Raw genomic sequence first — 21,514 nt, forward strand, 5'->3', positions numbered from 1 at the left:
GAACGCTCACGCCGGCGGGGTGCCTTGCGCAGCGAAATAAAGGGGGAGGCCGAAGGCCGGAGGACATTCGCGGAGCAAGGCACCCCGTCGGCGTGAGCGCGCCCTGAACACCTCGCGAACAGCAGCCACCTGTGCTGCAATTCGCCCATGGCTGCCACGACCCTCGACGACCTGCGCCGATACGCAATAGCGCGCACCCTGTTCAAGCCGACCACGCTGCCGGGCGCGATCCGCCGGCTCGGCTTCGTGCAGGCCGATCCGATCCGCGCACCGGCGCGCGCGCAAGACCTCACCCTGCGCCATCGCGTGAAGGACTACCGCGCAGGCGATCTCGAGAACCGCTACACGCGGCTCGCCATCGAGGAAGACTGCCTCGTCAACTACGGCTTCCTGCCGCGCGAGCACCTGGCACTGATGCATCCGCGCGAAGCCAAGCGCGCATGGGACACCGACACGCGGCGCAAGGCAGCCGATGTGCTCGCCTACGTGCGGGAACACGGCCCCGTGCACCCGCGGCAGGTGGAACAGCACTTTGCACACGGCCGCATCAAGAACTACTGGGGCGGTTCCAGCAACGCGACCACGCACCTTCTCGACGAGATGCACTACCGCGGCATGCTGCGCGTGGTGCGGCGCGACAGCGGCACGCGCGTCTATGAAGCCGTGACGCACCAGCCCGCCGACGACAGCCCCGCCGGCCGCGCCCAACGCGCCGCCGCACTGATCGAACTGGTGGTGCGCAAGTACGCGCCGCTGCCGACCGCGAGCCTGACGTACCTCGTGCGGCTGCTCGGCTATGGCGCGCCGCACCTGTCGCAGCAGACGCAGGCGGCTCTGCGCATCGCCCGCGAAGAACTCGCGAGCTGCCGCATCGACGGCACTACGTGGTACTGGCCCGCCGACGAGAACCCCGTCTCGCGCCGGCACGCCCCCGACGACGCGGTGCGCCTGCTGGCGCCGTTCGATCCCGTCGTATGGGACCGCCGCCGCTTCGAGTTGCTCTGGGACTGGACGTACAAGTTCGAGGCCTACACGCCGGCGCCCAAGCGCCAGTTCGGCTACTACGCGCTGCCGATGCTCGTGCACGACCGAGTGATCGGCTGGGCCAACGTGACGGCGCCCGAGGGCCGGCTGCAGCCGGCTTTCGGCTACGCCGGCAAGAAGCCACGCGACGCGGCCTTCCGCGCGGCGCTGGACGACGAACTGCACCGCATGACGCAGTTCCTGGCCGGGCGCTGAGTCCGGACAAAATCCCCTTATGCCCGAAGGTCTGGCGCGCGGGCGACAACCGCGCGCGGCAACGGGCTTCTAGAATCGCGCCGTTGTCCGGTTCGCCGGACGGCAAGCGTTCTCAGGGCGGGGTGCAATTCCCCACCGGCGGTGATGGCGGCGTAAAAAACCGCACAAGCCCGCGAGCGCCCGAGGCTGCGCAAGCAGGCCTAGGGGTCAGCAGATTTCGGTGCGATTCCGAAGCCGACGGTCACAGTCCGGATGAAAGAGAGCGCGAAATGCGGGCGAGCCCGCGCGTTCTGCCGTGAGCGCGCGGCCTGCCTTGCGGTTTCGTGCGCCCTGATTCAGGAAACCTGCTTTCAGAGGCACACCATGAGTCAGATCAACGACCTTCCCCTTTCCGCCATCACCGCGTCGAATGCATCGCGCGGCGAGCGCATCGCCTTCGTCGAAGCGCAATGGCATTCGGACATCGTCCACCAGGCACGCGACGCCTTCCTCGAAGAAATGGCGCGCCTTGGCGTGGCCCGCGAACGCATCGACATCTTCGACGTGCCGGGCGCCTTCGAGATCCCGCTGCACGCCAAGCGGCTCGCCAGCTCGGGCAAGTACGCGGCCATCATCGGGTGCGCGCTGGTGGTCGACGGCGGCATCTACCGCCACGAGTTCGTGGCGAACACGGTGGTCAGCACGCTGATGTCGCTGCAACTGGAAACCGACGTGCCGATCTTCTCGGCCGTGCTCACGCCGCATCATTTCCACGAGCACGTGGAGCACCGCAAGTACTTCCACCGCCACTTCGCGGTCAAGGGCACGGAAGTGGCCGAGGCCTGCTTCAAGACGCTCGAAGGGCTGAAGAAGGTCGACGCGCTGCTGGCGGCGTGACAACAGGCGCAAGCCTGCAGTAATCTGGGGGGATGAGTTCTTCATCACCATCCCCCAGAGAAGACCGCTACACCCTCTACGGAGCGCCCGGTTCGGGCGCCACCCCCATACACGCCGCGCTGACGCTGATCGGCGCGCAGGTCGAAACCGTCGAAATCTCCCCCTGGGAAAGCGAGGCCGAGCGCGAACGCATGTCGAGCATCAATCCGATGCGGCAGGTGCCCGCCCTCGTGCTGCCTTCGGGCGAGTTGATGACCGAGAGCGCGGCCATCCTGATCTGGCTCGGCGACCGCTACTCCGAGGCCGGGCTCTGCCCCGCGCCCGGCGATCCGCTGCGCGCGCGCTACCTGCGCTGGATGGTTTACCTGTCGGCGTCCATCTATTCGCTGTTCTGGGTGCGCGACGAACCCACGCGCCTCACGCCCGACCCGGCCGCGCAGGCCGTGATGCTCGAACGCACCGCCGAGCGCATCGCGCACTGCTGGCACCTGATGGACATGCAGATCGACGAGCCCGCGCCCTACCTGCTCGGCGAGAAGCTGAGCATGCTCGACCTGTACGTGACCGTGATGTCGCGCTGGACGCCGCAGCGCACGCGCTTCTACCGCGTGGCGCCGCGCATGGCGCGGGTGGTTCGCCTCGTGGATGCCGATCCCCGGCTGGCAGACTTCTGGGCGGCGCGCTTTCCCTTCACCACGACCCCTTCGACCCCATGACCGCACGCACACCGACCACCGCCTATCCGATGACGATCTATCACAAGCCCAACTGCAGCACCTCGCGCAACGTGCTGTCGCTGATCCGCGAAAGCGGCGTGGAGCCCGAGATCGTGCTGTACCTGGAGACGCCGCCATCGAAGAAGAAGCTGCGCGAGCTGGCGAAGGCGATGAACATGGGTGCGCGCGATCTGCTGCGCACCAAGGAAGCGCCATACGAAGAACTGAAGCTGGCCGATCCGAAATGGACCGACGACCAGCTGCTCGATGCCATCGTCGAGCATCCGATCCTGCTGCAGCGGCCCATCGTGGTGTCGCCGCGCGGCACGCTGATGTGCCGGCCGTGGGAGCGCGTGCGCGAGATCCTGCCGGCCTGAAGTGTCAGCCCGCGGCCTGCTGCGCCAGGCCCCACGCAACATGCTCGCGCACGAGTTCGCTCGAATGCCCGGCGCGTGTCGCCAGCGCCTCCAGCGCACCGGCCTCGCCCGCTCTCGCCGCATTGCCCAGTGCCACGGCAATGTTGCGCAGCCAGCGCTCATGCCCGATGCGGCGAATGGGACTGCCCTCGGTGCGGCGCAAAAAATCTTCTTCCGTCCACGCAAAGAGCTCGGCCAGCGTGCGTCCCGTGAGCCCTTCGCGCGCATCGAAGTCGGGCAGCTCGCTCTTCTTCGCGAACTTGTTCCAGGGGCAGATCAGCTGGCAGTCGTCGCAGCCGTAGATGCGGTTGCCCATCAGGGGGCGCAGCTCCACCGGAATGGGCCCGCCGTGCTCGATGGTGAGATACGAGATGCAGCGCCGCGCATCCAGCCGCTGCGGCGCGACGATGGCTCGCGTGGGGCAGATGTCGATGCAGGCACTGCAGCTGCCGCAGTGCGCCGTGACGGGCTCGCTCGGCGGCAGTTCCATGTCGACGTAGATCTCGCCCAGGAAGAACATCGAGCCCGCGTTGCGGTCCAGTATCAGCGTGTGCTTGCCGCGCCAGCCCTGCCCGCTGCGCGAGGCCAGCTCGGCTTCGAGCACGGGGGCCGAGTCGGTGAAGGCGCGGTGGCCGAAAGGCCCGACCTCTTGCGCGATGCGCTCGGCCAGTTTTGCGAGGCGGTTGCGCAGCACCTTGTGGTAGTCGCGGCCGCGCGCATAGACCGAGACGATGGCTTCGCCGGGCCGCGTGAGGCGGTCGAACTCGATGGCCTGCCACTCGGACTCTGTGCTGCGCGGCAGATAGTCCATGCGCGCGGTGATCACGCTCACCGTGCCCGGCACCAGTTCGGCCGGACGGGCACGGCGCGTGCCGTGTGTTGCCATGTATTGCATCTCGCCATGGAACCCATGGGCCAGCCATTGCATCAGACCGTCCTCGGCGCTCGATAGATCGACGCCCGCGATCCCGATTTGGGAGAATCCGAGCTCCCGGGCCAAAGCCCGAATACGAACAACGAGTGGATGGCTGACGATCACTTGCCGATTGTAGAAACGCACAAGAACACCCGCATCCTGCGCTGGTGCAGCGAAGCCGACACCGACGCCTTCGCGCGATCGCTGGCCGCTTCGCCCGCATTGCGCGACGCCTTCATCGCGCTGCAAGGCGACCTCGGCGCCGGCAAGACCACTTTCGTACGCCACCTGCTGCGCGCGCTCGGCATCGCGGGCCGCATCAAGAGCCCCACCTACGCGGTGGTCGAGCCCCACGAAGCGCCCGACGGCCTGCAGATCTTCCATTTCGACTTCTACCGCTTCGCCGATCCGCGCGAATGGGACGACGCCGGCTTCCGCGACATCTTCGCAGGGCCGGGCCTCAAGCTGGCCGAATGGCCGGAGAACGCCGCGGGCCGCACACCAGTTGCCGACCTCGCTATTAAAATAGAAGCAATGACCGACGACACACGCAGCGTGACCCTCCTCGCGAACACCCCTCGCGGCAGCGATCTGCTGGCGCGCACCGCCGCATGAAGGGGCGCGGCCTGAAACGGCGCGTGCTGCTGCAGGGCGGCAGCATCGCGCTGATGCTCGGCGTGCACCAGATCGCACGCGGCGCCACCATCCTCGCGGTGCGCGTCTGGCCGGCGGCCGACTACACGCGCGTGACCATCGAGTCCGATGCGCGGCTCAGTTCGCAGCAGCTCGTGGTCGGCAGCCCGCCGCGCCTGGCCGTCGACATCGAAGGCATCGAGCTCAGCCCCGAGCTGCGCGAACTGGTCGGCAAGATCAAGCCGGGTGACCCGTACATCAACGGCCTGCGCGTCGGCCAGAACGCGCCGAAGGTGGTGCGCATCGTTTTCGACCTGAAGCAGGCCGTGGTGCCGCAGGTGTTCTCGCTCGCGCCCGTGGCTGCATACAAGCACCGATTGGTGCTCGACCTGTATCCCGAGCAGGCGGTCGATCCGATGGAAGCGCTGATCGCCGAGCGCCTGCGCGATGCGCCCCGCGGCGGCAACAGCAACAACAGCTCCGCAGCCGTGGCCGGCGCACCGCCCGCACCGGCACGCCCCGCCCCGCCGGCCGTCGATCCGCTGGGCGACCTGATGGCACAGCAGGCGGTGCGTCCCGGCCCACCCGCACCGCCGCCGCCCGTGGTGACCGGCAGCGAGCGCCCGACGGGACTGCCCGTGCCCCTGACTCCCCCGCCGCCTGCGGTGGCCGCGGCACCCGCCAGGCCCGTCGCGCCGCCGGTAGCCGCCGGACGCGGTGACGCCACGGCGAGCCGCACCGACCGCATCATCATCGTGGCGCTCGACCCCGGCCACGGCGGCGAAGACCCCGGCGCCATCGGCCCCAACGGCACGCGCGAGAAAGACATCGTGCTGCAGGTGGCGCACCGGCTGCGCGAGCGCATCAACGCGAGCAGCGTGAACGGCAGCCCGATGCGCGCGTTTCTCACGCGCGACGCCGACTTCTTCGTGCCGCTGGGCGTGCGCGTGCAGAAGGCGCGGCGTGTGCAGGCCGACCTGTTCGTGAGCATCCATGCCGATGCCTTCACCACGCCCGCCGCGCGCGGCGCCAGCGTGTTCGCGCTGAGCCAGAGCGGCGCGTCGAGCAGCGCGGCGCGCTGGCTCGCCAACAAGGAAAACGACGCCGACAAGGTTGGCGGCGTGAACGTCGGCAATCACGAGGCACAGGTACAGCGCGCGCTGCTCGACATGAGCACGACCGCGCAGATCAACGACAGCCTGAAGCTCGGCGGCGCAATGCTCGGCGAGATCAAGGGCATCGGTGCGCGGCTGCACAAGGGGCAGGTCGAACAGGCCGGCTTCGCGGTGCTGAAGGCGCCGGACATCCCGAGCGTGCTGGTGGAGACCGCCTTCATCAGCAACCCGGAAGAAGAAGCCAACCTTCGCCGTGTCGACTACCAGGAGAACCTGGCCGATGCGCTGATGCGCGGCATCCAGCGCTATTTCGCCCAGAACCCGCCTCTGGCACGCAGCCGGCAGCTCTGATCTCGCGCTGCGGCTTTTGTAAAGCCAAAGCACGCCTTCCGTCCCACGCCGTGCGGCCCGCTACACCGCACAGGCAGGTGCGGCAGGCTCCTACACCGGGGCACCGCCTTGCGGACATGATGAATCATCACTCCTCGAAAGGTGGACATCATGAACACACGTCTCTGGATCGCTGCAGCCGCAGCCACTTCGGTCATGGCGATTGCAGGCTGCGCGAGCGGCCCTAACCAGAATCTCGGGACCGGGGTAGGCGTCGTAGGCGGCGCGCTGGTGGGCAATGCCATCGGCGGCAACACCGCAAGCACGGTGGGTGGCGCGGCCATCGGCGGCGTCATCGGCAACCAGATCGGTCGCAGTGCCGACGAGCGCAACTACTACAACCAGCAGCGCTATCCGCGGGGCAGCGGCTACTACCCGGGCAACGGGCCGAACTACTGATAGCAGCCTGAACGACAAAGCGCGCCGATTGGCGCGCTTTGTCGTTGATGGAGCAAGTCGTCAGGCCCGCGCCGCGCGCTCCTTCTCTGCCTTCGATGCACGCCACGCGCCAAAGATCGCGAGCAGGCCGGGCACGAAGATCAGCGCCCAGATGATCTTGTCCAGATGCTGGCGCACGAAGGGCAGGTTGCCGAAGAAGTAACCCGCGGTCGCGATGCCCAGCACCCAGAGGAGCCCGCCGATCACGTTGTACATGGTGAACTTCGCGCGGCTCATCTCGGCCACGCCGGCCACGAACGGCGCGAAGGTGCGGATGAAGGGCATGAAACGCGCAAGGATGATGGTGATGCCGCCGTAGCGCTCGTAGAAGCCGTGGGCCTGGTCGAAGGCCTTGCGGTTGAAGAAGCGCGAGTTCTCCCACTGGAACACCTTCGGCCCGAAGTAGCGGCCGATCGAATAGTTGCACTGGTCGCCCAGGATGGCCGCGGCGATGAGGATCCCGCAGGCCAGCGGAAAGCTCATGAGCCCCACGCCGCACAGCGCGCCCACGATGAAGAGCAGCGAGTCCCCGGGCAGGAACGGCATCACCACCGCGCCGGTCTCCACGAAGACGATGAGGAACAGCAGCGCATAGACCCAGGGCCCGTAGGCAATGACGAAGGCTTCGAGGTGCTTGTCGACGTGAAGGATGAAGTCGACGAGAAAGCTGATGATTTCCATGGGGGCGGATTATCCTTGCTGCCACCGAACGCCCTGCCAATCACCCCATGCCGCACATACGCGTGCCACCGATGCGGGCCAGCGCCTGAACGAGCACCGCTTTTAGAATGCCCCGGTGAGCGCCCTCCCCACTTCCATCTCCCCCACCGAACGCCGCCCCATCCGCGAACTCCCCGACGAGCTGATCAGCCAGATCGCCGCCGGCGAAGTCGTCGAGCGCCCCGCCTCGGTGGTGCGCGAACTGCTGGACAACGCGCTCGACGCCGGCGCCGGCCAGATCACGGTGCGGCTGGCCTCGGGCGGCGTGCGGCTGATCTCGGTCGAGGACGACGGCCTGGGCATCCCGCGCGAGGAACTCACGGTGGCCCTGCGCCGCCACGCGACCAGCAAGATCGCGAGCCTCAACGACCTCGAAACGGTCGGCACCATGGGATTCCGGGGCGAAGCGCTGGCCGCCATCAACGCGATCGCCGAACTCAGCATCCTTTCGCGCTTCGCCGGTTCCGAGGGTGCCTTCGCACTCGACGGCCGCACCGGCGAATTGCGGCCCGTGGCCCGCTCCACCGGCACCACGGTCGAGGTGCGCGAGCTGTTCTTCGCAACCCCCGCGCGCCGCAAGTTCCTGAAGACCGACGCCACCGAACTGGCCCATTGCATCGAGGCGGTGCGCCGCCACGCGCTGGCACGGCCCGAGGTGGGCTTTTCGGTCTGGCATGACGGCAAGCTGGTCGAGCAGTGGCGCGCCGCCACCACGCGCGAGCAGCGGCTGGCCGACGCACTGAGCGACGATTTCGTGGCGCAGAGCGTGGCCGTCGAGCGCGAAGGCGGCCCGGTGCGCGTGATCGGCCGCGCCGGCATTCCCGATGCGGCGCGCTCGCGCGGCGACCAGCAGTTCTTCTACGTCAACGGCCGCTTCGTGCGCGACAAGGTGCTCTCGCACGCGGTGCGCAGCGCGTACGAAGACGTGCTGCACGGACAGCGCCAGCCGATCTATGCGCTGTACCTCGAAATCGATCCGGCGCGCGTCGACGTGAACGTGCATCCGACCAAGATCGAAGTGCGCTTTCGCGACGGGCGCGAGGTGCACCAGGCGGTGCGCCACGCCATCGAGGACGCGCTGGCGGCTCCACGCGCGGGCGACGCCGTGGTGGCCGCGGGCGCACCGCAGCCGTTCTTCAAGCAGGCCCCGCTGCCATCGAACGCCAGTTGGGCGCAGCCCGCCATCAATTTCACGGCGCGGGAACGCGGCGCCGGCGACTTCGAGGCCATGTGGCCCAGGCGCAGCGAGCAGTTGGCGCATACGGCGGAGCCCACCGCCTCGCTCCTTTGGCCTTCCGCCAGTGCGGTTGCGACGACGTTCCCGCCATCCGCAGGGCTGCCCGCGGACGACCGCGCCGACACCGCCCCCCTCGCCACCAACGAGGAGGCCTGGCCGCTGGGCCGCGCGCTGGCCCAACTGCAGGGCATCTACATCCTGGCCGAGAACAGCCAGGGCCTGGTGATCGTCGACATGCACGCTGCGCACGAGCGCATCGTCTACGAGCGACTCAAGACGCAGCTCGAAGGCGCAGCCATCGCCAGCCAGCCGCTGCTGATCCCGGCCACCTTCGCCGCCACGCCGCAGGAAGTGGCCACGGCCGAAGCCTGCGCCGAAGTGCTGCCGACGCTGGGCCTGGAAATCACCCCCTTCTCGGCGCGCACCCTCGCGGTGCGTGCCGTGCCCGGAACACTGGCCGACGGCGATCCGGTGGAACTGGCGCGCAGCGTGCTGGCCGAGCTGGGCCAGCACGACGCGAGCACCGTGGTGCAACGCGCCCAGAACGAACTGCTGTCCACCATGGCCTGCCACGGGGCAGTGCGGGCCAACCGAAAGCTCACCATCGACGAGATGAACGCACTGTTACGCCAGATGGAAGCAACAGAACGTTCGGACCAATGCAACCACGGCCGGCCGACCTGGCGCCAGCTGTCGATCCGCGAGCTCGATTCGCTGTTCATGCGTGGCCGATAGGCAGATCCGCGTTTTTAGGCCTTTTTTCTAGGGTTTTCCGCCGTCATCGGAATTGTGGGCACGTACGTTGCATAGGTTCGTCAAGACGCCAGCGAGCGTTGTTTCGGGGGGTTACCAAAGTGCAGTGTCGGCGCACCTCGGTGAAAGCAGATGAACTTTTCAGCCGGCTCTGCTGTCCTTCAACCCCATGATGAAACGCTGGACCCTCCTCGCGTCTGTCCTCTCGCTGTGTGCCCTGCTGGCCGCCGGCTGCTCGACGCTCGACGAGCGGCAGCGCGAATGGATCTTTCAGCCCAGCGATAGCAGCTGGGGCAATACCGCCACCATGGCCAAGGGCATGGAAGACGTGTGGATCGATTTCCAGTCGTCCACCACCGGTGAGCCCGCCCGCCTGCACGGCCTGTGGCTGGGCGGCGCGCCCGAGACCACCGACACGCCCGTGCTGCTGTACCTGCACGGTGCCCGCTACAACGTGGCCGGCTCGGCGCCGCGCATCCAGCGCATGCACGAGCTGGGCTTCTCGGTTCTGGCGATCGACTACCGCGGCTTCGGCAAGAGCTCCAAGGGCCTGCCCTCGGAAGAGTCGGCCCGCGAGGACGCCCGCGCCGCCTGGACCTGGCTGGCTGCGCGCCATCCCAGGCAGCACCGCTACATCTTCGGCCACTCGCTGGGCGGCGCCATCGGCATCGACCTGGCGGCGCATGTGAACGACGAAAGCGGCACCATCGTGGAGAGCACTTTCACTTCCATCGCCGACGTGGTCAGCGGCTTCAAATGGGGCTGGCTTCCCTTCGGGGCCCTCATCACGCAGCGCTTCGAGGCCATCAACACCGTCAAGGACATCGGTGCGCCGCTGCTGGTGGTGCATGGCACGGCCGACAGCCTGATCAACCCCACGCTGGGCCGCAAGCTCTACGACGCGGCCACCGTGCCCAAGCTGTTCGTGCTGGTCGAAGGCGGCTCGCACCACAACACCAACTCGGTCGGCGAGGCGCAGTACCGCGCGGCGCTGGCACAGCTGTTCCGCATGAAGCCCGAGGGCATGGTGGCGCGCAACCAGCCGAAGCTGTCGCCGCCCTCGCTGGCTCCGCAGGACGTGCACGGCGAGGCGCGCGCGAGCAGCGTGCCCGCGGCGATCTAGCCCGGGGCTGCGTTCGAAAGGACAACCCCCTTCGAACGCAATCCCGTATCAGGCCAGGTTGAAAGGCAGTTGCCGCAAAGGCTTGCCCGTCAGCTGCGCGACGGCATTGGCGAACGCGGGCGCCAGCGGCGGCAGGCCGGGCTCGCCCATCCCCTTGGGCGCATCGGCGCTGGGCACGATGTGGATGTCGAACTCCGGCACCTGCGTGATGCGCGCCACGGTGAAGTCGCCGAAGTTGCCCTGCTGCACCACGCCGTCCTTCAGCGTGATCGCGCTGCCTTGCAGGCAGGTCGACAGCCCCATCACCGCCGCGCCCTGCACCTGCGCCTCCACGCTGCGCGGGTTGACGGCGAGGTTGCAGTGCACGCCGCTGGTCACGCGGTGCAGCACCGGCTGGCCGTCCTTGACCGAGGCTTCCACCACGTAGGCCACCACAGATTCGAAGGACTCGTGCACCGCCACGCCCCAGGCGCGGCCATCCGCCAGCTTCTTCTTGCCGTAGCCGCTCTTGTCCACGGCCAGCTGCAGCGCGGCGCGATGGCGCGGGTGCTTGTCGCCGAACAGCTGCATGCGGTAGGCCACCGGGTCCTGCCTGGTGCTGCGGGCGATCTCGTCGATCAGTGTTTCCATCACGAAGGCGGTGTGGGTGGAACCCACGCTGCGCCACCACAGCACCGGCACGTTGACCTGCGGATGGTGCACCGTGAGGCGCATCGGCACCGGGTACGGATCGCGCATGCCCTCGACGGCCGTGGCGTCGATGCCGTCCTTCACCATCATCCCGGCGAACACCGTGCCCGCGGTGATGGACTGACCCACGATGACGTGGTCCCAAGCCAGGATCTTGCCGCGCTCGTCGAAGCCGATGCGCGCGCGGTGCAGGTGCATGGGGCGGTAGTAGCCGCCCTTGATGTCGTCCTCGCGGCTCCACAGCAGGCGCACGGGCGCGTCGAGGCCTGCCGCGCGCGTGGCCTTGGCGATCTCGCAGGCCTCGACCACGAAGTCGCTCGAGCCCACGAAGCGCCGGCCGAAACCGCCGCCCGCCATCTGCACGTTCACCTTCACCTGCGCGGGATCGAGCTTCAGCGTGCGTGCCGCAGCCTGGCCGTCGAGGTCGGCGCTCTGGGTGCCGACCCACAGTTCGGCGCGTCCGTCCGACAGCTTCACGGTGCAGTTCAGCGGCTCCATCGGCGCGTGCGCGAGGTACGGAAACACGAACTCGGCCTCGAGCTTGCGCGGCGCGGTGGCCAGCGGTGCCATGTCGGCGTCGAACTTGCGATTGCCGGGGCGGCCGGCGAGGTCACGGTATTGGACCAGTTGCTTGTCGCTGTCCACCTTTTCCACGGCGGCCGTGTCCCATTGCAGCTTCAGCGCGTCGCGGCCCAGCTTGGCCGGCCAGTAGCCGTCGGCCACCACGGCCACGCCTTCGGCGCCGCGGTCCAGCGGGATGCGCACCACGGCCTTCACGCCCTTGACGGCGCGCGCGGCGCTGTCGTCCACCGAGGCCAGGCGAGCGCCGAACACCGGCGGATGCGCCACCACGGCCGTGAGCTGGCCCGGCTGCCGCACGTCGATGCCGAAGTCCTGCTTTCCGCTGCTCTTGGCGCGCGCGTCCAGGCGCGTCGTTGCGCGGCCGATGATCCGGAAGTCCTTGGGGTTCTTCAGCGTGACCTTCTCGGGCACCGGCAGCGCCATGGCCGCCTCGGCCAGTTCGCCGTAGCCCAGTTTGCGGCCGCCCGGGCCCAGCACCGTGCCGGCCTGCGTGCGCAGCGTGGCCGGGTCGACCTTCCAGCGCGCCGCCGCAGCCGACAGCAGCATGGCCCGGGCGCGGGCGCCGAGTTCGCGGTACTGCGTGAAGCTGTTCTTGATCGAATTGGAGCCGCCGGTCAGGTGCATGCCGAACAGCGGGTCTGCGTATGCCGCATCGTTCGTGCCGTTGCGGCTGCGCACCAGCGCCCAGTCGGCGTCCAGTTCCTCGGCCAGGATCATCGGCAGGCCGGTCTGCACGCCCTGGCCGAATTCGAGCCGGTTGATGGTCACCGTGACTTCGCCGCTGGGCGCGATCTGCACGAAGGCCGAGGGTTGCTGCGTCGGCTTGAGGCCGCCGGCCGCTGGCTTTGCACCATCGGCCTGCGCCATGGCCAGGTGGGGAAAGGCGCCGAGCGCGAGGCCGCCGGCACCGGCCATCTTGAGGAAGCTGCGGCGGGGCAGCGTGGCGGGCTCTTCGGCCGAAGCCTGGGCCATCAGGCGCTGCAGGGCGCGCGGCAGGTCGTGGTAGTCGATGGAGGGCAGCATGAGGACTCCTTCAGGCGAGGGTTCGGGCCGCATCGGCCACGGCGGCGCGGATGCGCGCATAGGTGCCGCAGCGGCAGATGTTGCCGGCCATGGCCGAGTCGATCTCGTCGGCGCTGGGCTGCTTGCCCGCGGGGAGCGACTTCAGGAACGCGGTCGCGCTCATGATCTGCCCGCTCTGGCAGTAGCCGCACTGCGCGACGTCGTGCCGCACCCAGGCGGCGTGCACCGCGGCGCCGACCTTGTCGCTGCCGTCGGTGGCGGCCTCGATGGTGGTGATCTTCTTGCCTTCGGCCGCGGCGATGGGCGTGATGCACGAGCGGATGGCCTGGCCGTCCATGTGCACGGTGCAGGCACCGCACAGCGCGGCACCGCAGCCGAACTTGGTGCCGGTCATGCCCAGCGAGTCGCGCAGGGCCCAGAGGATGGGGGTGCCGGGATCGGCATCGACCGTGTGTTCACGGCCATTGACGTGGAGCGCACTCATGTTCTTTTTCTCCGTGGGTGGTTGAGGGTCGGATTCACTTGGCGCCGTCGAGCAGCCACTGGGCGATCAACTGCAGATCGGCATCGGGCACCTGGGCCTGCGGCGGCATCGGCATCGCGCCCCATTTGCCCGAGCTGCCTGCCTTGATGCTTGCGGCCAACTGTGCGGCCGTGCCCTTGCCGTCGCCGTATTTGGCGCCGATGTCTTTCCAGGACGGGCCCACCACCTTGGTCGCGGGCTGGTGGCATGCGACGCATGAATACTTTTGCGCCAGCGCCTGGTTCGCTGCGGCGTGCAGTGGCCACACGGCGCCCGCACCAAGGCCCAGGACCATTGCGAAGGAGGCGACAAGGGAGCCCGGCGCCCTCGCGTCGCGATCCGTGCCGCATGGCTGAATTCGCTGGAGTTCGGTCGTTTCTGTTTTCGTCATGGCATCGTGAGAAAAAGGAATTGTCTGATTCGACGGATGGCCCTCTGCGCATGCCGCGGCATGCGGGCCGGGACGTCGCCGGCCAGTGTCGGGCGAAGACCCGTCGGCCGCTAGCCTGATTCGCGCGTGTTCTTGCCTGAAACTCCAAGACTGCGCCGTCAACGCGTGGGCCCGGGAAGCGCGGCCGCGGGCCATCCGCCCCGGTCCGCAAACCGGCACGCGCCATTTGCTACCCTCGGCGCATCATGTCTCCCAGCTTCGCACCGGCCGCCGAGGCCCCATCTCCGGCTTCTCCGGCATCGCCCGCCGCTGCGCGCTCCGATCCGCCGCGCTACGTGGCGCTGGCCGGCCCCACCGCTTCGGGCAAGACGGCCGCCGCGCTGGCGCTCGCGCGCATCCAGCCGGTGGAAATTGTCTCGGTGGATTCGGCACTCGTCTACCGCGGCATGAACATCGGCACCGCCAAGCCCACGCCCGCCGAACAGGCCGCCGTGCCGCATCACCTGATCGACATCCTCGATCCGCGCGAGAGCTACAGCGCCGCCGCGTTCGTGGCCGACGCCACTCGGCTCATCGGCGAGATCCGCGCGCGCGGCGCGCTGCCGCTGCTGGTGGGCGGCACGATGCTTTATTTCAAGGCGCTGTTCGACGGCATCGACGCCATGCCCACGGCCGATGCCGCAGTGCGCGCGCGCATCGATGCGGAAGCCGCCGCGCTCGGCTGGCCGGCCATGCACGCGCGGCTCGCGCAGGTCGACCCGGTCACGGCCGCGCGGCTCGCGCCGCAGGACAGCCAGCGCATCCAGCGCGCGCTCGAAGTGTGGGAGAGCAGCGGCCAGCCGCTGTCGAGCTTTCATGCGAGCGACAACAAGACCGCCAAGGCTGTCGAAGGCGGCGTGCTGTTCTCACTCGAACCGGCCGACCGCGCCTGGCTGCACACGCGCATCGCCGAGCGCTTCGACGCGATGCTTGCGGCCGGCTTCCTCGACGAAGTGCGCTCGTTGCGCGCGCGCGGCGACCTGTCGACCGAGTTGCCCTCGATGCGCTGCGTCGGCTACCGGCAGGCGTGGGAAACGCTCGATGCCTGCGACAACGCGGCGCCCTCCGCCAAGGCCATGGCCGAGCTGCGCGAACGTGGCATCGCCGCCACGCGCCAGCTTGCCAAGCGGCAGATCACCTGGCTGCGCAGCATGTCGCAGCGCACCGTGATCGCCTGCGACGCGCCCGACGCGGTGCAGGCCGCCGTTCAACTGATCGCCAAGACCACAAGCCCCGGATGACGCTGCGCATTTCCAACCTCGGCAAGCACTACGGCGATGCGCCTGTCTTCGAGAACGTGACGCTGGAGGTCCGGCCCGGCGAGTTCGTCGCCGTCGTAGGCGAATCGGGCGTCGGCAAGTCGACGCTGCTCAACTGCATGGCCGGCCTTGACAGCTGGGACCAGGGCACGGTCACGCACGAAGGCACCGACATCGGCGCGCTCGACGGCGAGGCCTGCGCGCTCTGGCGGCGGCGGCACGTCGGCTTCGTGTTCCAGGCCTTCCACGTGCTGCCGCACCTCGACGTGGCGCAGAACGTGTCGCTGCCGCTGATGCTGCTCGGCGCACAGCAGAAGGACGACGCCCGCGTCGCGCACATGCTCGAATCGGTGGGCCTGTCCGGCATGGGCGCTCGGCTGCCGCAGACGCTGTCGGGCGGCCAGTTGCAGCGCGTGGCGATTGCGCGCGCACTGGTGCACCGCCCCGCCCTGCTGCTGGCCGACGAGCCCACGGGCAACCTCGATCCGTCCACCGCTGCAAAGGTGATGGAACTGCTGATCAGCCAGACCCGCGAGCACGGTGCATCGCTGGTGCTGGTGACGCACTCCGAGAGCGCGGCGGCCCGGGCCGACCGCCTGCTGCACCTGACGGCCGGCGGAATACGCGCCTGAACTACTGCGGCGCGATCAGCGCGGCATAGCGCGACAGGTCGACGTTGCCGCCGCTGATCACGATGCCGACGCGCTGTCCGGCGACGGCCTTGCCGGCCGCAATGGCGCCTGCAAAGGCAAGGCAGCCGGTCGGCTCCACCACCATCTTCATGCGCTCGGCGAAGAAGCGCATCGCGTCGACGATCTGCTCGTCGGCGACGGTGAAGATGTCGTCCACGTCACGGCGGATGATGCCGAAGGTGTACTCGCCCAGGTGCTGCGTCTGTGCACCGTCGGCAATGGTCTTCGGCGTTTCGATGTGCACGATCTTCCCCGCACGGAACGACTGCTGGCCGTCGTTGCCCGCCTCGGGCTCGACGCCATAGACCCTGCAGTTCGGCGCCAGCGCGCGCGCCGACAGCGCCGAACCCGACAGCAACCCGCCGCCGCCCAGGCACACGAACAGGTGGTCGAGCGGGCCGGTTTCCTCGATCAGTTCCTTCACCGCCGTGCCCTGCCCCGCAAGCACGTCGGGATGGTCGTAGGGCGGGATCATGGTCATGCCGCGCTCCTGCGCGAGCCGCTTCGTCAGCGCCTCGCGGTCTTCGGTGAAGCGGTCGTACATCACCACTTCCGCGCCGTAGCCCTTGGTGGCGGCGACCTTGGCGGCGGGCGCGTCCTTGGGCATCACGATCACCGCCGGCATCGACAGCAGGCGCGCCGACAGCGCGATGGCCTGCGCATGGTTGCCCGACGAGAACGCGATCACGCCGCCCTTGCGCTGCGCGGCATCGAACTTCGACAGCGCGTTGAACGCGCCGCGGAACTTGAATGCGCCCATGCGCTGGAAGTTCTCGCACTTGAAGAAGAACTCGGCGCCCCAGCGTTCGTTGGCGGTGGTCGAGCGCAGCACCGGCGTGCGGTGGGCATGGCCTTCGAGCCGCGCGGCCGCGGCAATGACGTCGTCATAGGTAGGTAGTTGCATGGGCCGAGCTTAGCGGGGGCTCGCGTTTTTTTGCAGCCCCGATGGGTAAAAACCCGGGATGCACGCCCGTGCAATTTCGGTACTCTGTATACAGAGTTCAAAGAAAGCCGACATGCCCGCCCAGCTCCTCAGCATCGAAGTCGCCCCCGACCTCGTCGACCAGGTCTACCGCGCCCTGCTCGGCGCCATCAGCAGCGGCACGCTCGCGCCGGGCGAACGCATCACGCAGGAAGACATCGCACAGCGCCTCTCGGTGTCTCGCCAGCCCGTGCTCCAGGCGCTGCGGCTGCTCAAGAAAGACGGCTTCGTGCTCGACGCGCCCGGCCGCGGCGTGCTGGTGGCGCCGCTGGAAGCCGAGGCGATGCGCCAGGTCTACCAGGTGCGTGGCGCGCTCGACGTGCTGGCCGCACGGCTCGCGGCGCGCCAGCGTTTTCGCATCGACCCGAAGCTCATCGAACGCGGCCGGCGTGCCGCGCGCGGGCGCAACGTCGAAGCCATGATCGATGCGGACGTGGCCTTTCATCAGGCCATCTACGAGGCCTCGGGCAACCCGCTGATCGGCCAGAGCGCCGACCCGCATTGGCGTCACCTGCGCCGCGCGATGGGCGCGGTGCTGCAGGCGGAGCCGCAGCGCGAATCGCTGTGGGACGAGCACGAGGCGATCGCCGCGGCCATTGCCGCCGGCAACGCGGACCGCGCCGCACGCCTGAGCGAAGAACACGTCTCTCGGGCCAGCGAGGCATTGAGCGAACGGCTCGCGCAGCAACTGGCGCGCGCCGCATCCACCACCACGCAGAAAAAAGGAGACAAGGCATGAAGCTGCCCCCCGAGCAACGCGCGCAGTTCGAGCGCGACGGCTATCTGTTCTTTCCCGGCCATTTCTCGGCTGAAGAAACCAGGGTGCTGACCGACGCGGTGCCCGATCTCTACAGCAGGCGCGAAGCCTTCAACGTGCGCGAAAAAGGCTCCGACGCCGTGCGCACGAACTTTGCCGCGCACCTCGTCAGCGAGCCCTTCGCCCGCCTGGCGCGCCATCCGCGCATGGTCGGCCCGGTGACCGACCTCTTCGACGAAGAGGTCTACATGCACCAGTTCAAGATCAACGGCAAGATGGCCTTCGAGGGCGACGTGTGGCAGTGGCACCAGGACTACGGCACCTGGCTCAACGATGACCTGATGCCCACCGAACGCGCGATGAACGTCGCGATCTTTCTCGACGAGGTGACCGAGCACAACGGCCCGCTGATGTTCATTCCGGGCAGCCACCGCAAGGGCGTGGTCGATGCGAAGCATGACCTCACGACCACCAGCTACCCGCTGTGGACCGTGGACAACGACCTGATCCGCCAGCTGGTCGATCGCGCGGGCGGCAAGCACGGCGGCATCGTCTCGCCCAAGGGCCCGGCCGGCTCGATGATCCTCTTTCACAGCTGCCTCGTACATGCATCGGGCAGCAACCTCTCGCCCTTCAACCGCGTGGCGGTGTACCTGAGCCTGTGCGCCGTCAGCAATCACATCCGGCGCCACAAGCGGCCCGAGTACATCGCGCACCGAAACTTCACGCCCATCGAGATGCTGCCCGACGACTGCCTGCTGAAGCCCTACCCCGTCGAGGTGCCGTGGAAGAACGGCCTGCCAGAGAGCGCATCGCGCACCTCGCTCGACCTGCTCGACACCGTGGAGGCCTGAACGACATGAGTCTGCACGCCCGCCTGCAGCAGCGCGCCGCCGAAGGCCGCCCCGTCCGCATCGGCCTGATTGGCGCCGGCAAGTTCGGCGCGATGTACCTCGCGCAGATTCCGCGCACGCCCGGCGTGCAACTGGTCGCCATTGCCGACCTCTCGCCCGACGCGGCCCGTGTCAACCTCGAACGCGTGGGCTGGAAGGCGGGGCGCGCCGCCGCGGCTTCGGTGCAGGAAGCGCTGAAGCAAGGCACCACCTGGATCACCGACGACTGGCAGGCCGTGACGCGCGAGCCATCGATCGACATCGTGGTCGAGTGCACGGGCAACCCGATCGCCGCGGTCGACCACTGCCTGGATGCATTCGCGCACGGCAAGCACGTGGTGAACGTGACGGTCGAGGCCGATGCCTTCTGCGGCCCGCTGCTCGCCCGCCGGGCACAGCAGGCCGGCGTGGTGTATTCGCTCGCCTTCGGCGACCAGCCCGCGCTGATCTGCGACCTGGTCGACTGGGCGCGCACCTGCGGCTTTCCGGTGGTGGCGGCCGGGCGCGGCCACAAGTGGCTGCCGCACTTCACCGAATCGACTCCCGAGACGGTGTGGGGCAACTACGGCCTCACGCCCGAGCAGGCCAGGCGCGGCGGTCTCAACCCGAAGATGTTCAACAGCTTTCTCGACGGCTCCAAGCCTTCCATCGAAAGCTCGGCGGTCGCCAACGCCACCGGCCTCACCGTGCCGTCGGACGGCCTGCTCTACCCGCCCGCGAGCGTGGAGGACATTCCCTTCGTCACGCGGCCGAAGAGCGAGGGCGGCGTGCTGGAGTGCAAGGGCATGGTCGAGGTGGTGTCCTCGCTCGAAGCCGACGGGCGGAAGATCCCGTACGACATCCGCATGGGCGTGTGGGTCACGGTCGAGGCCGAGACCGACTACATCCGGAACTGCTTCGAGGAATACAACGCCCACACCGACCCCAGCGGGCGCTACTTCACGCTCTACAAGCGCTGGCATCTGATCGGCCTCGAAGTCGGCATGTCGGTGGCCAGCGTAGCGCTGCGCGGCGAGCCCACCGGTGTCGCCACCTGCTGGAACGCCGACGTGGTCGCCACCGCCAAGCGCGACCTGCCGGCAGGCGAAATGCTCGACGGCGAAGGCGGCTACACGGTGTGGGGCAAGCTGCTGCCGGCCGAGCGCTCTCTGCGCCTGGGCGGCCTGCCGCTCGGGCTGGCGCACAACGTCAAGCTGGTGCGCCCGGTGAAGAAGGGCCAGAGCCTGAGCTGGGCCGACGTGGCGATCGACAGGACGACCGCAGCCTACAAGCTGCGCAGCGAGATGGAGGCGATGTTCGCGCCTTCGGGGCGGGCATTGCACCCGACGGCAATCGCGTAAAAAATCTTCTGCTCGGCACGCCCTGCGTGTCGAAATGACCGCCCGCGGGCCGTCATTGTGGTGAGCGATCCTGCTCGACAGCCTTTTCCATGACGGAGAGACACCATGCAGTACATGTTGATGTTCTATCAGCCCGCGGCCGAATTCGAACAACGCGAAGATGCGTCCTCGCAGGCCTACCGGGCCAGCTGGGTCGCGTACGCCGACGCCGTGCGCCAGGCCGGCATTTCGCTCGGCGGCCACGGCCTTTTCCCGCCCATGACCGGCACCACGCTGCGCGTGCGCGGCGACAAGCGCCAGGTGCAGGACGGCCCCTTCGCCGACACCAAGGAGCAGCTCGGCGGCTACTTCGTGGTCGACGTGCCCAACCTCGACGTGGCACTCGAGTGGGCGGCGCGCGCGCCCTGCGCCACCAGCGGCGGGGTGGAGGTCCGGCCCGTCTTCACGGCCACGGCCGTAGCAACGGCATGAGCCGCCGGGCCGCTCCCAAGGCGAATACCGCAGCGCGGAGCGCGGAGGTTCTCGGGTGAGCAATCCGGCAGCTCGCCAGGCCGCCGAGCGTGCGGCGCGCGATTCGTATGGCCGGCTGCTGGCCATCCTGTCGGCGCGCACGCACGACATCGCCGCATCGGAAGACGCATTGGCCGACGCCTTCGCGCGAGCACTCGAGCGCTGGCCGGCCGATGGCATTCCCGCACAGCCCGACGCATGGCTGCTGAGCGTGGCGCGGCACCGCAAGCTCGACGCCTGGCGCCACACCCGCGTACAGGACGCGGCCACGCAAAGCCTGATGTTGCTGGCCGGCGAGGTCGACGAAGGCACCACCGACGGCGCGGCCGTGCCCGACGAGCGGCTGCGCCTGCTTTTCGTGTGTGCGCATCCGGCCATCGACGCGGCCGCGCGCGCACCGCTCATGCTGCAGACCGTGCTCGGGCTCGACGCCGCGCGCATGGCCGGCGCCTTCCTCACCGCGCCGGCCACGCTGGGCCAGCGGCTGGTGCGCGCCAAGGCCCGCATCCGCGCGGCCGGCATTCCCTTCGAATATCCGCGAGCGCGCGACCTGCCGCAGCGGCTGCAGGACGTGCTCGACGGCATCTACGTCGCCTACGGCACCGGCTGGGACGACGTGGACGGCGCCGACGCCCTGCCCCGCGGCCTCACGGCCGAGGCCATCGACCTCTGCCGCATCCTCTGTGGCCTGATGCCGAACGAACCCGAGCCGCTCGGCCTGCTCGCGCTGATGCTGTTCTGCGAGGCCCGCACGGCCGCGCGCCGCAGCGATGCCGGCGCTTATGTGCCGCTCGATCAGCAGGACATCACGCGCTGGGACCATGAACTGCTCGCGCAAGCTGAACACCATCTGCGGCGGGCCTGCGCCATGCAGTCGCTCGGCGCCTACCAGCTGGAGGCGGCGATCCAGTCGGCACACTGCGAGCGCCGCGCCGGCGCACCGGTGCCGCCCGAAACACTGGTGGCCCTGTACGAGGGCCTGCTGGCGCTGCGGCCGAGCGTCGGTGCACAGGTCAGCCGCGCCTGCGCGCTCGCCAATGCGCGCGGACCTGAAACCGGCCTGCGGGCGCTCGATGCCATTGCGGCCAATGAGGTGACGAACTACCAGCCCTTCTGGGCGGCGCGCGCCCATCTGCTCGCGGCCGGCGGTGCACGGGCGGCGGCACGGCAGGCCTACGACCGGGCCATCGGGCTCAGCGCCAGCGCGGTGGTGCGTGCGTATCTGCATGCGATGTCGGACCGGCTCTGAGCGGCCGGCTCT

22 protein-coding genes and 1 riboswitch are annotated in these 21,514 nt (G+C 68.8%); of the genes, 16 read left to right on the forward strand and 6 right to left on the reverse strand.

Annotated elements, in window-relative coordinates:
* Positions 1-147 precede the first annotated feature (147 nt).
* The 4 genes from PMI12_RS21190 (at position 148) to arsC (ending at position 3,208) form a co-directional block, all read left to right on the forward strand.
* Positions 148-1,239: a DNA glycosylase AlkZ-like family protein gene (locus PMI12_RS21190; RefSeq protein ID WP_007836559.1), complete on the forward strand. Its 1,092-nt coding sequence runs from the start codon at positions 148-150 to the stop codon at positions 1,237-1,239.
* Positions 1,240-1,343: 104 nt separating this feature from the next.
* A riboswitch (FMN riboswitch) is annotated at positions 1,344-1,507 on the forward strand.
* Between the two features lie 95 nt (positions 1,508-1,602).
* Complete coding sequence (locus tag PMI12_RS21195) at positions 1,603-2,115, forward strand: 6,7-dimethyl-8-ribityllumazine synthase (RefSeq protein ID WP_007836561.1); 513 nt, start codon at positions 1,603-1,605, stop codon at positions 2,113-2,115.
* 32 nt (positions 2,116-2,147) lie between these two features.
* Positions 2,148-2,831: a glutathione S-transferase family protein gene (locus PMI12_RS21200; protein WP_007836563.1), complete on the forward strand. Its 684-nt coding sequence runs from the start codon at positions 2,148-2,150 to the stop codon at positions 2,829-2,831.
* A complete protein-coding gene (gene arsC, locus PMI12_RS21205) occupies positions 2,828-3,208 on the forward strand; it encodes an arsenate reductase (glutaredoxin) (protein ID WP_007836565.1) in 381 nt (126 codons plus the stop codon). The genes PMI12_RS21200 and arsC overlap by 4 nt, the downstream gene beginning before the upstream one ends.
* A gap of 4 nt (positions 3,209-3,212) precedes the next feature.
* On the opposite strand, the gene queG is transcribed toward arsC, so the two are convergent.
* Positions 3,213-4,286: a tRNA epoxyqueuosine(34) reductase QueG gene (queG, locus tag PMI12_RS21210; RefSeq protein ID WP_042673949.1), complete on the reverse strand. Its 1,074-nt coding sequence runs from the start codon at positions 4,284-4,286 to the stop codon at positions 3,213-3,215.
* On the opposite strand from queG, the gene tsaE reads away from it, so the two are divergent.
* The 3 genes from tsaE (at position 4,272) to PMI12_RS21225 (ending at position 6,700) form a co-directional block, all read left to right on the forward strand.
* Positions 4,272-4,778, forward strand: coding sequence for a tRNA (adenosine(37)-N6)-threonylcarbamoyltransferase complex ATPase subunit type 1 TsaE (gene tsaE, locus PMI12_RS21215; protein ID WP_007836569.1), 507 nt, complete (start codon positions 4,272-4,274; stop codon positions 4,776-4,778). The genes queG and tsaE overlap by 15 nt on opposite strands.
* Complete coding sequence (locus tag PMI12_RS21220) at positions 4,775-6,262, forward strand: N-acetylmuramoyl-L-alanine amidase (protein WP_007836571.1); 1,488 nt, start codon at positions 4,775-4,777, stop codon at positions 6,260-6,262. Before tsaE ends, PMI12_RS21220 begins: the two co-directional genes overlap by 4 nt.
* 150 nt (positions 6,263-6,412) lie before the next feature.
* The gene (locus PMI12_RS21225) at positions 6,413-6,700 is read left to right on the forward strand and encodes a glycine zipper domain-containing protein (RefSeq protein ID WP_007836573.1); all 288 of its coding nucleotides are present in this window, start codon (positions 6,413-6,415) and stop codon (positions 6,698-6,700) included.
* A 60-nt stretch (positions 6,701-6,760) separates the two neighbouring features.
* Here PMI12_RS21225 and PMI12_RS21230 read toward each other — a convergent pair whose 3' ends face one another.
* Complete coding sequence (locus PMI12_RS21230) at positions 6,761-7,420, reverse strand: DedA family protein (protein ID WP_007836574.1); 660 nt, start codon at positions 7,418-7,420, stop codon at positions 6,761-6,763.
* 115 nt (positions 7,421-7,535) lie between these two features.
* Between PMI12_RS21230 and mutL the strand changes: the two genes are divergently transcribed.
* Both mutL and PMI12_RS21240 read left to right on the forward strand, forming a co-directional pair.
* Positions 7,536-9,431, forward strand: a complete 1,896-nt coding sequence (gene mutL, locus PMI12_RS21235; RefSeq protein WP_007836575.1) for a DNA mismatch repair endonuclease MutL — start codon at positions 7,536-7,538, stop codon at positions 9,429-9,431.
* 190 nt (positions 9,432-9,621) lie between these two features.
* A complete protein-coding gene (locus PMI12_RS21240; RefSeq protein WP_237726147.1) occupies positions 9,622-10,572 on the forward strand; it encodes an alpha/beta hydrolase in 951 nt (316 codons plus the stop codon).
* A gap of 48 nt (positions 10,573-10,620) precedes the next feature.
* Here PMI12_RS21240 and PMI12_RS21245 read toward each other — a convergent pair whose 3' ends face one another.
* Genes PMI12_RS21245 through PMI12_RS21255 form a run of 3 tightly spaced genes read right to left on the reverse strand, consistent with a single transcriptional unit; the run spans position 10,621 to position 13,685 of the window.
* Positions 10,621-12,867 carry a xanthine dehydrogenase family protein molybdopterin-binding subunit gene (locus tag PMI12_RS21245; RefSeq protein WP_007836577.1) on the reverse strand — a complete coding sequence of 749 codons (2,247 nt, stop codon included), beginning with the start codon at positions 12,865-12,867 and terminating at the stop codon, positions 10,621-10,623.
* 10 nt (positions 12,868-12,877) lie between these two features.
* Complete coding sequence (locus tag PMI12_RS21250) at positions 12,878-13,351, reverse strand: (2Fe-2S)-binding protein (RefSeq protein WP_007836578.1); 474 nt, start codon at positions 13,349-13,351, stop codon at positions 12,878-12,880.
* A gap of 34 nt (positions 13,352-13,385) precedes the next feature.
* The gene (locus PMI12_RS21255; protein ID WP_042673947.1) at positions 13,386-13,685 is read right to left on the reverse strand and encodes a c-type cytochrome; all 300 of its coding nucleotides are present in this window, start codon (positions 13,683-13,685) and stop codon (positions 13,386-13,388) included.
* 341 nt (positions 13,686-14,026) lie between these two features.
* Between PMI12_RS21255 and miaA the strand changes: the two genes are divergently transcribed.
* Complete coding sequence (miaA, locus tag PMI12_RS21260; RefSeq protein WP_007836581.1) at positions 14,027-15,061, forward strand: tRNA (adenosine(37)-N6)-dimethylallyltransferase MiaA; 1,035 nt, start codon at positions 14,027-14,029, stop codon at positions 15,059-15,061.
* A complete protein-coding gene (locus tag PMI12_RS21265; RefSeq protein ID WP_007836583.1) occupies positions 15,058-15,711 on the forward strand; it encodes an ABC transporter ATP-binding protein in 654 nt (217 codons plus the stop codon). Before miaA ends, PMI12_RS21265 begins: the two co-directional genes overlap by 4 nt.
* 1 nt (position 15,712) lies before the next feature.
* On the opposite strand, the gene PMI12_RS21270 is transcribed toward PMI12_RS21265, so the two are convergent.
* Positions 15,713-16,675, reverse strand: a complete 963-nt coding sequence (locus tag PMI12_RS21270; protein ID WP_007836585.1) for a threo-3-hydroxy-L-aspartate ammonia-lyase — start codon at positions 16,673-16,675, stop codon at positions 15,713-15,715.
* A 112-nt stretch (positions 16,676-16,787) separates the two neighbouring features.
* On the opposite strand from PMI12_RS21270, the gene PMI12_RS21275 reads away from it, so the two are divergent.
* The 5 genes from PMI12_RS21275 (at position 16,788) to PMI12_RS21295 (ending at position 21,502) form a co-directional block, all read left to right on the forward strand.
* Entirely contained in the window at positions 16,788-17,492 is a 705-nt protein-coding gene (locus PMI12_RS21275; RefSeq protein ID WP_007836587.1) for a GntR family transcriptional regulator, read from the forward strand.
* A complete protein-coding gene (locus PMI12_RS21280; protein WP_007836588.1) occupies positions 17,489-18,364 on the forward strand; it encodes a phytanoyl-CoA dioxygenase family protein in 876 nt (291 codons plus the stop codon). The genes PMI12_RS21275 and PMI12_RS21280 overlap by 4 nt, the downstream gene beginning before the upstream one ends.
* A 5-nt stretch (positions 18,365-18,369) precedes the next feature.
* Positions 18,370-19,743, forward strand: a complete 1,374-nt coding sequence (locus tag PMI12_RS21285) for an NAD(P)H-dependent oxidoreductase (RefSeq protein WP_007836591.1) — start codon at positions 18,370-18,372, stop codon at positions 19,741-19,743.
* A gap of 105 nt (positions 19,744-19,848) precedes the next feature.
* Positions 19,849-20,214 (forward strand): YciI family protein, encoded by a 366-nt coding sequence (locus tag PMI12_RS21290; protein WP_007836593.1) that lies wholly within the window; start codon positions 19,849-19,851, stop codon positions 20,212-20,214.
* 55 nt (positions 20,215-20,269) lie between these two features.
* A complete protein-coding gene (locus tag PMI12_RS21295) occupies positions 20,270-21,502 on the forward strand; it encodes an RNA polymerase sigma factor (protein ID WP_007836594.1) in 1,233 nt (410 codons plus the stop codon).
* Positions 21,503-21,514 lie beyond the last annotated feature (12 nt).

This window comes from Variovorax sp. CF313 (genome assembly GCF_000282635.1).
Taxonomy (GTDB): domain Bacteria; phylum Pseudomonadota; class Gammaproteobacteria; order Burkholderiales; family Burkholderiaceae_C; genus Variovorax.

Bases quoted from the DNA above. Each gene is read 5' to 3' on its own strand.
- PMI12_RS21285 (WP_007836591.1), top strand. From the start codon at position 18,370: ATGAGTCTGCACGCCCGCCTGCAGCAGCGCGCCGCCGAAGGCCGCCCC.
- PMI12_RS21255 (WP_042673947.1), bottom strand. From the start codon at position 13,685: ATGGTCCTGGGCCTTGGTGCGGGCGCCGTGTGGCCACTGCACGCCGCA.
- PMI12_RS21250 (WP_007836578.1), bottom strand. From the start codon at position 13,351: ATGAGTGCGCTCCACGTCAATGGCCGTGAACACACGGTCGATGCCGAT.
- PMI12_RS21240 (WP_237726147.1), top strand. From the start codon at position 9,622: ATGAAACGCTGGACCCTCCTCGCGTCTGTCCTCTCGCTGTGTGCCCTG.
- PMI12_RS21245 (WP_007836577.1), bottom strand. From the start codon at position 12,867: ATGCTGCCCTCCATCGACTACCACGACCTGCCGCGCGCCCTGCAGCGC.
- PMI12_RS21225 (WP_007836573.1), top strand. From the start codon at position 6,413: ATGAACACACGTCTCTGGATCGCTGCAGCCGCAGCCACTTCGGTCATG.
- PMI12_RS21265 (WP_007836583.1), top strand. From the start codon at position 15,058: ATGACGCTGCGCATTTCCAACCTCGGCAAGCACTACGGCGATGCGCCT.
- PMI12_RS21275 (WP_007836587.1), top strand. From the start codon at position 16,788: ATGCCCGCCCAGCTCCTCAGCATCGAAGTCGCCCCCGACCTCGTCGAC.
- PMI12_RS21230 (WP_007836574.1), bottom strand. From the start codon at position 7,420: ATGGAAATCATCAGCTTTCTCGTCGACTTCATCCTTCACGTCGACAAG.
- PMI12_RS21280 (WP_007836588.1), top strand. From the start codon at position 17,489: ATGAAGCTGCCCCCCGAGCAACGCGCGCAGTTCGAGCGCGACGGCTAT.
- PMI12_RS21270 (WP_007836585.1), bottom strand. From the start codon at position 16,675: ATGCAACTACCTACCTATGACGACGTCATTGCCGCGGCCGCGCGGCTC.
- miaA (WP_007836581.1), top strand. From the start codon at position 14,027: ATGTCTCCCAGCTTCGCACCGGCCGCCGAGGCCCCATCTCCGGCTTCT.
- PMI12_RS21200 (WP_007836563.1), top strand. From the start codon at position 2,148: ATGAGTTCTTCATCACCATCCCCCAGAGAAGACCGCTACACCCTCTAC.
- arsC (WP_007836565.1), top strand. From the start codon at position 2,828: ATGACCGCACGCACACCGACCACCGCCTATCCGATGACGATCTATCAC.
- PMI12_RS21220 (WP_007836571.1), top strand. From the start codon at position 4,775: ATGAAGGGGCGCGGCCTGAAACGGCGCGTGCTGCTGCAGGGCGGCAGC.
- PMI12_RS21290 (WP_007836593.1), top strand. From the start codon at position 19,849: ATGCAGTACATGTTGATGTTCTATCAGCCCGCGGCCGAATTCGAACAA.
- tsaE (WP_007836569.1), top strand. From the start codon at position 4,272: ATGGCTGACGATCACTTGCCGATTGTAGAAACGCACAAGAACACCCGC.
- PMI12_RS21190 (WP_007836559.1), top strand. From the start codon at position 148: ATGGCTGCCACGACCCTCGACGACCTGCGCCGATACGCAATAGCGCGC.
- PMI12_RS21195 (WP_007836561.1), top strand. From the start codon at position 1,603: ATGAGTCAGATCAACGACCTTCCCCTTTCCGCCATCACCGCGTCGAAT.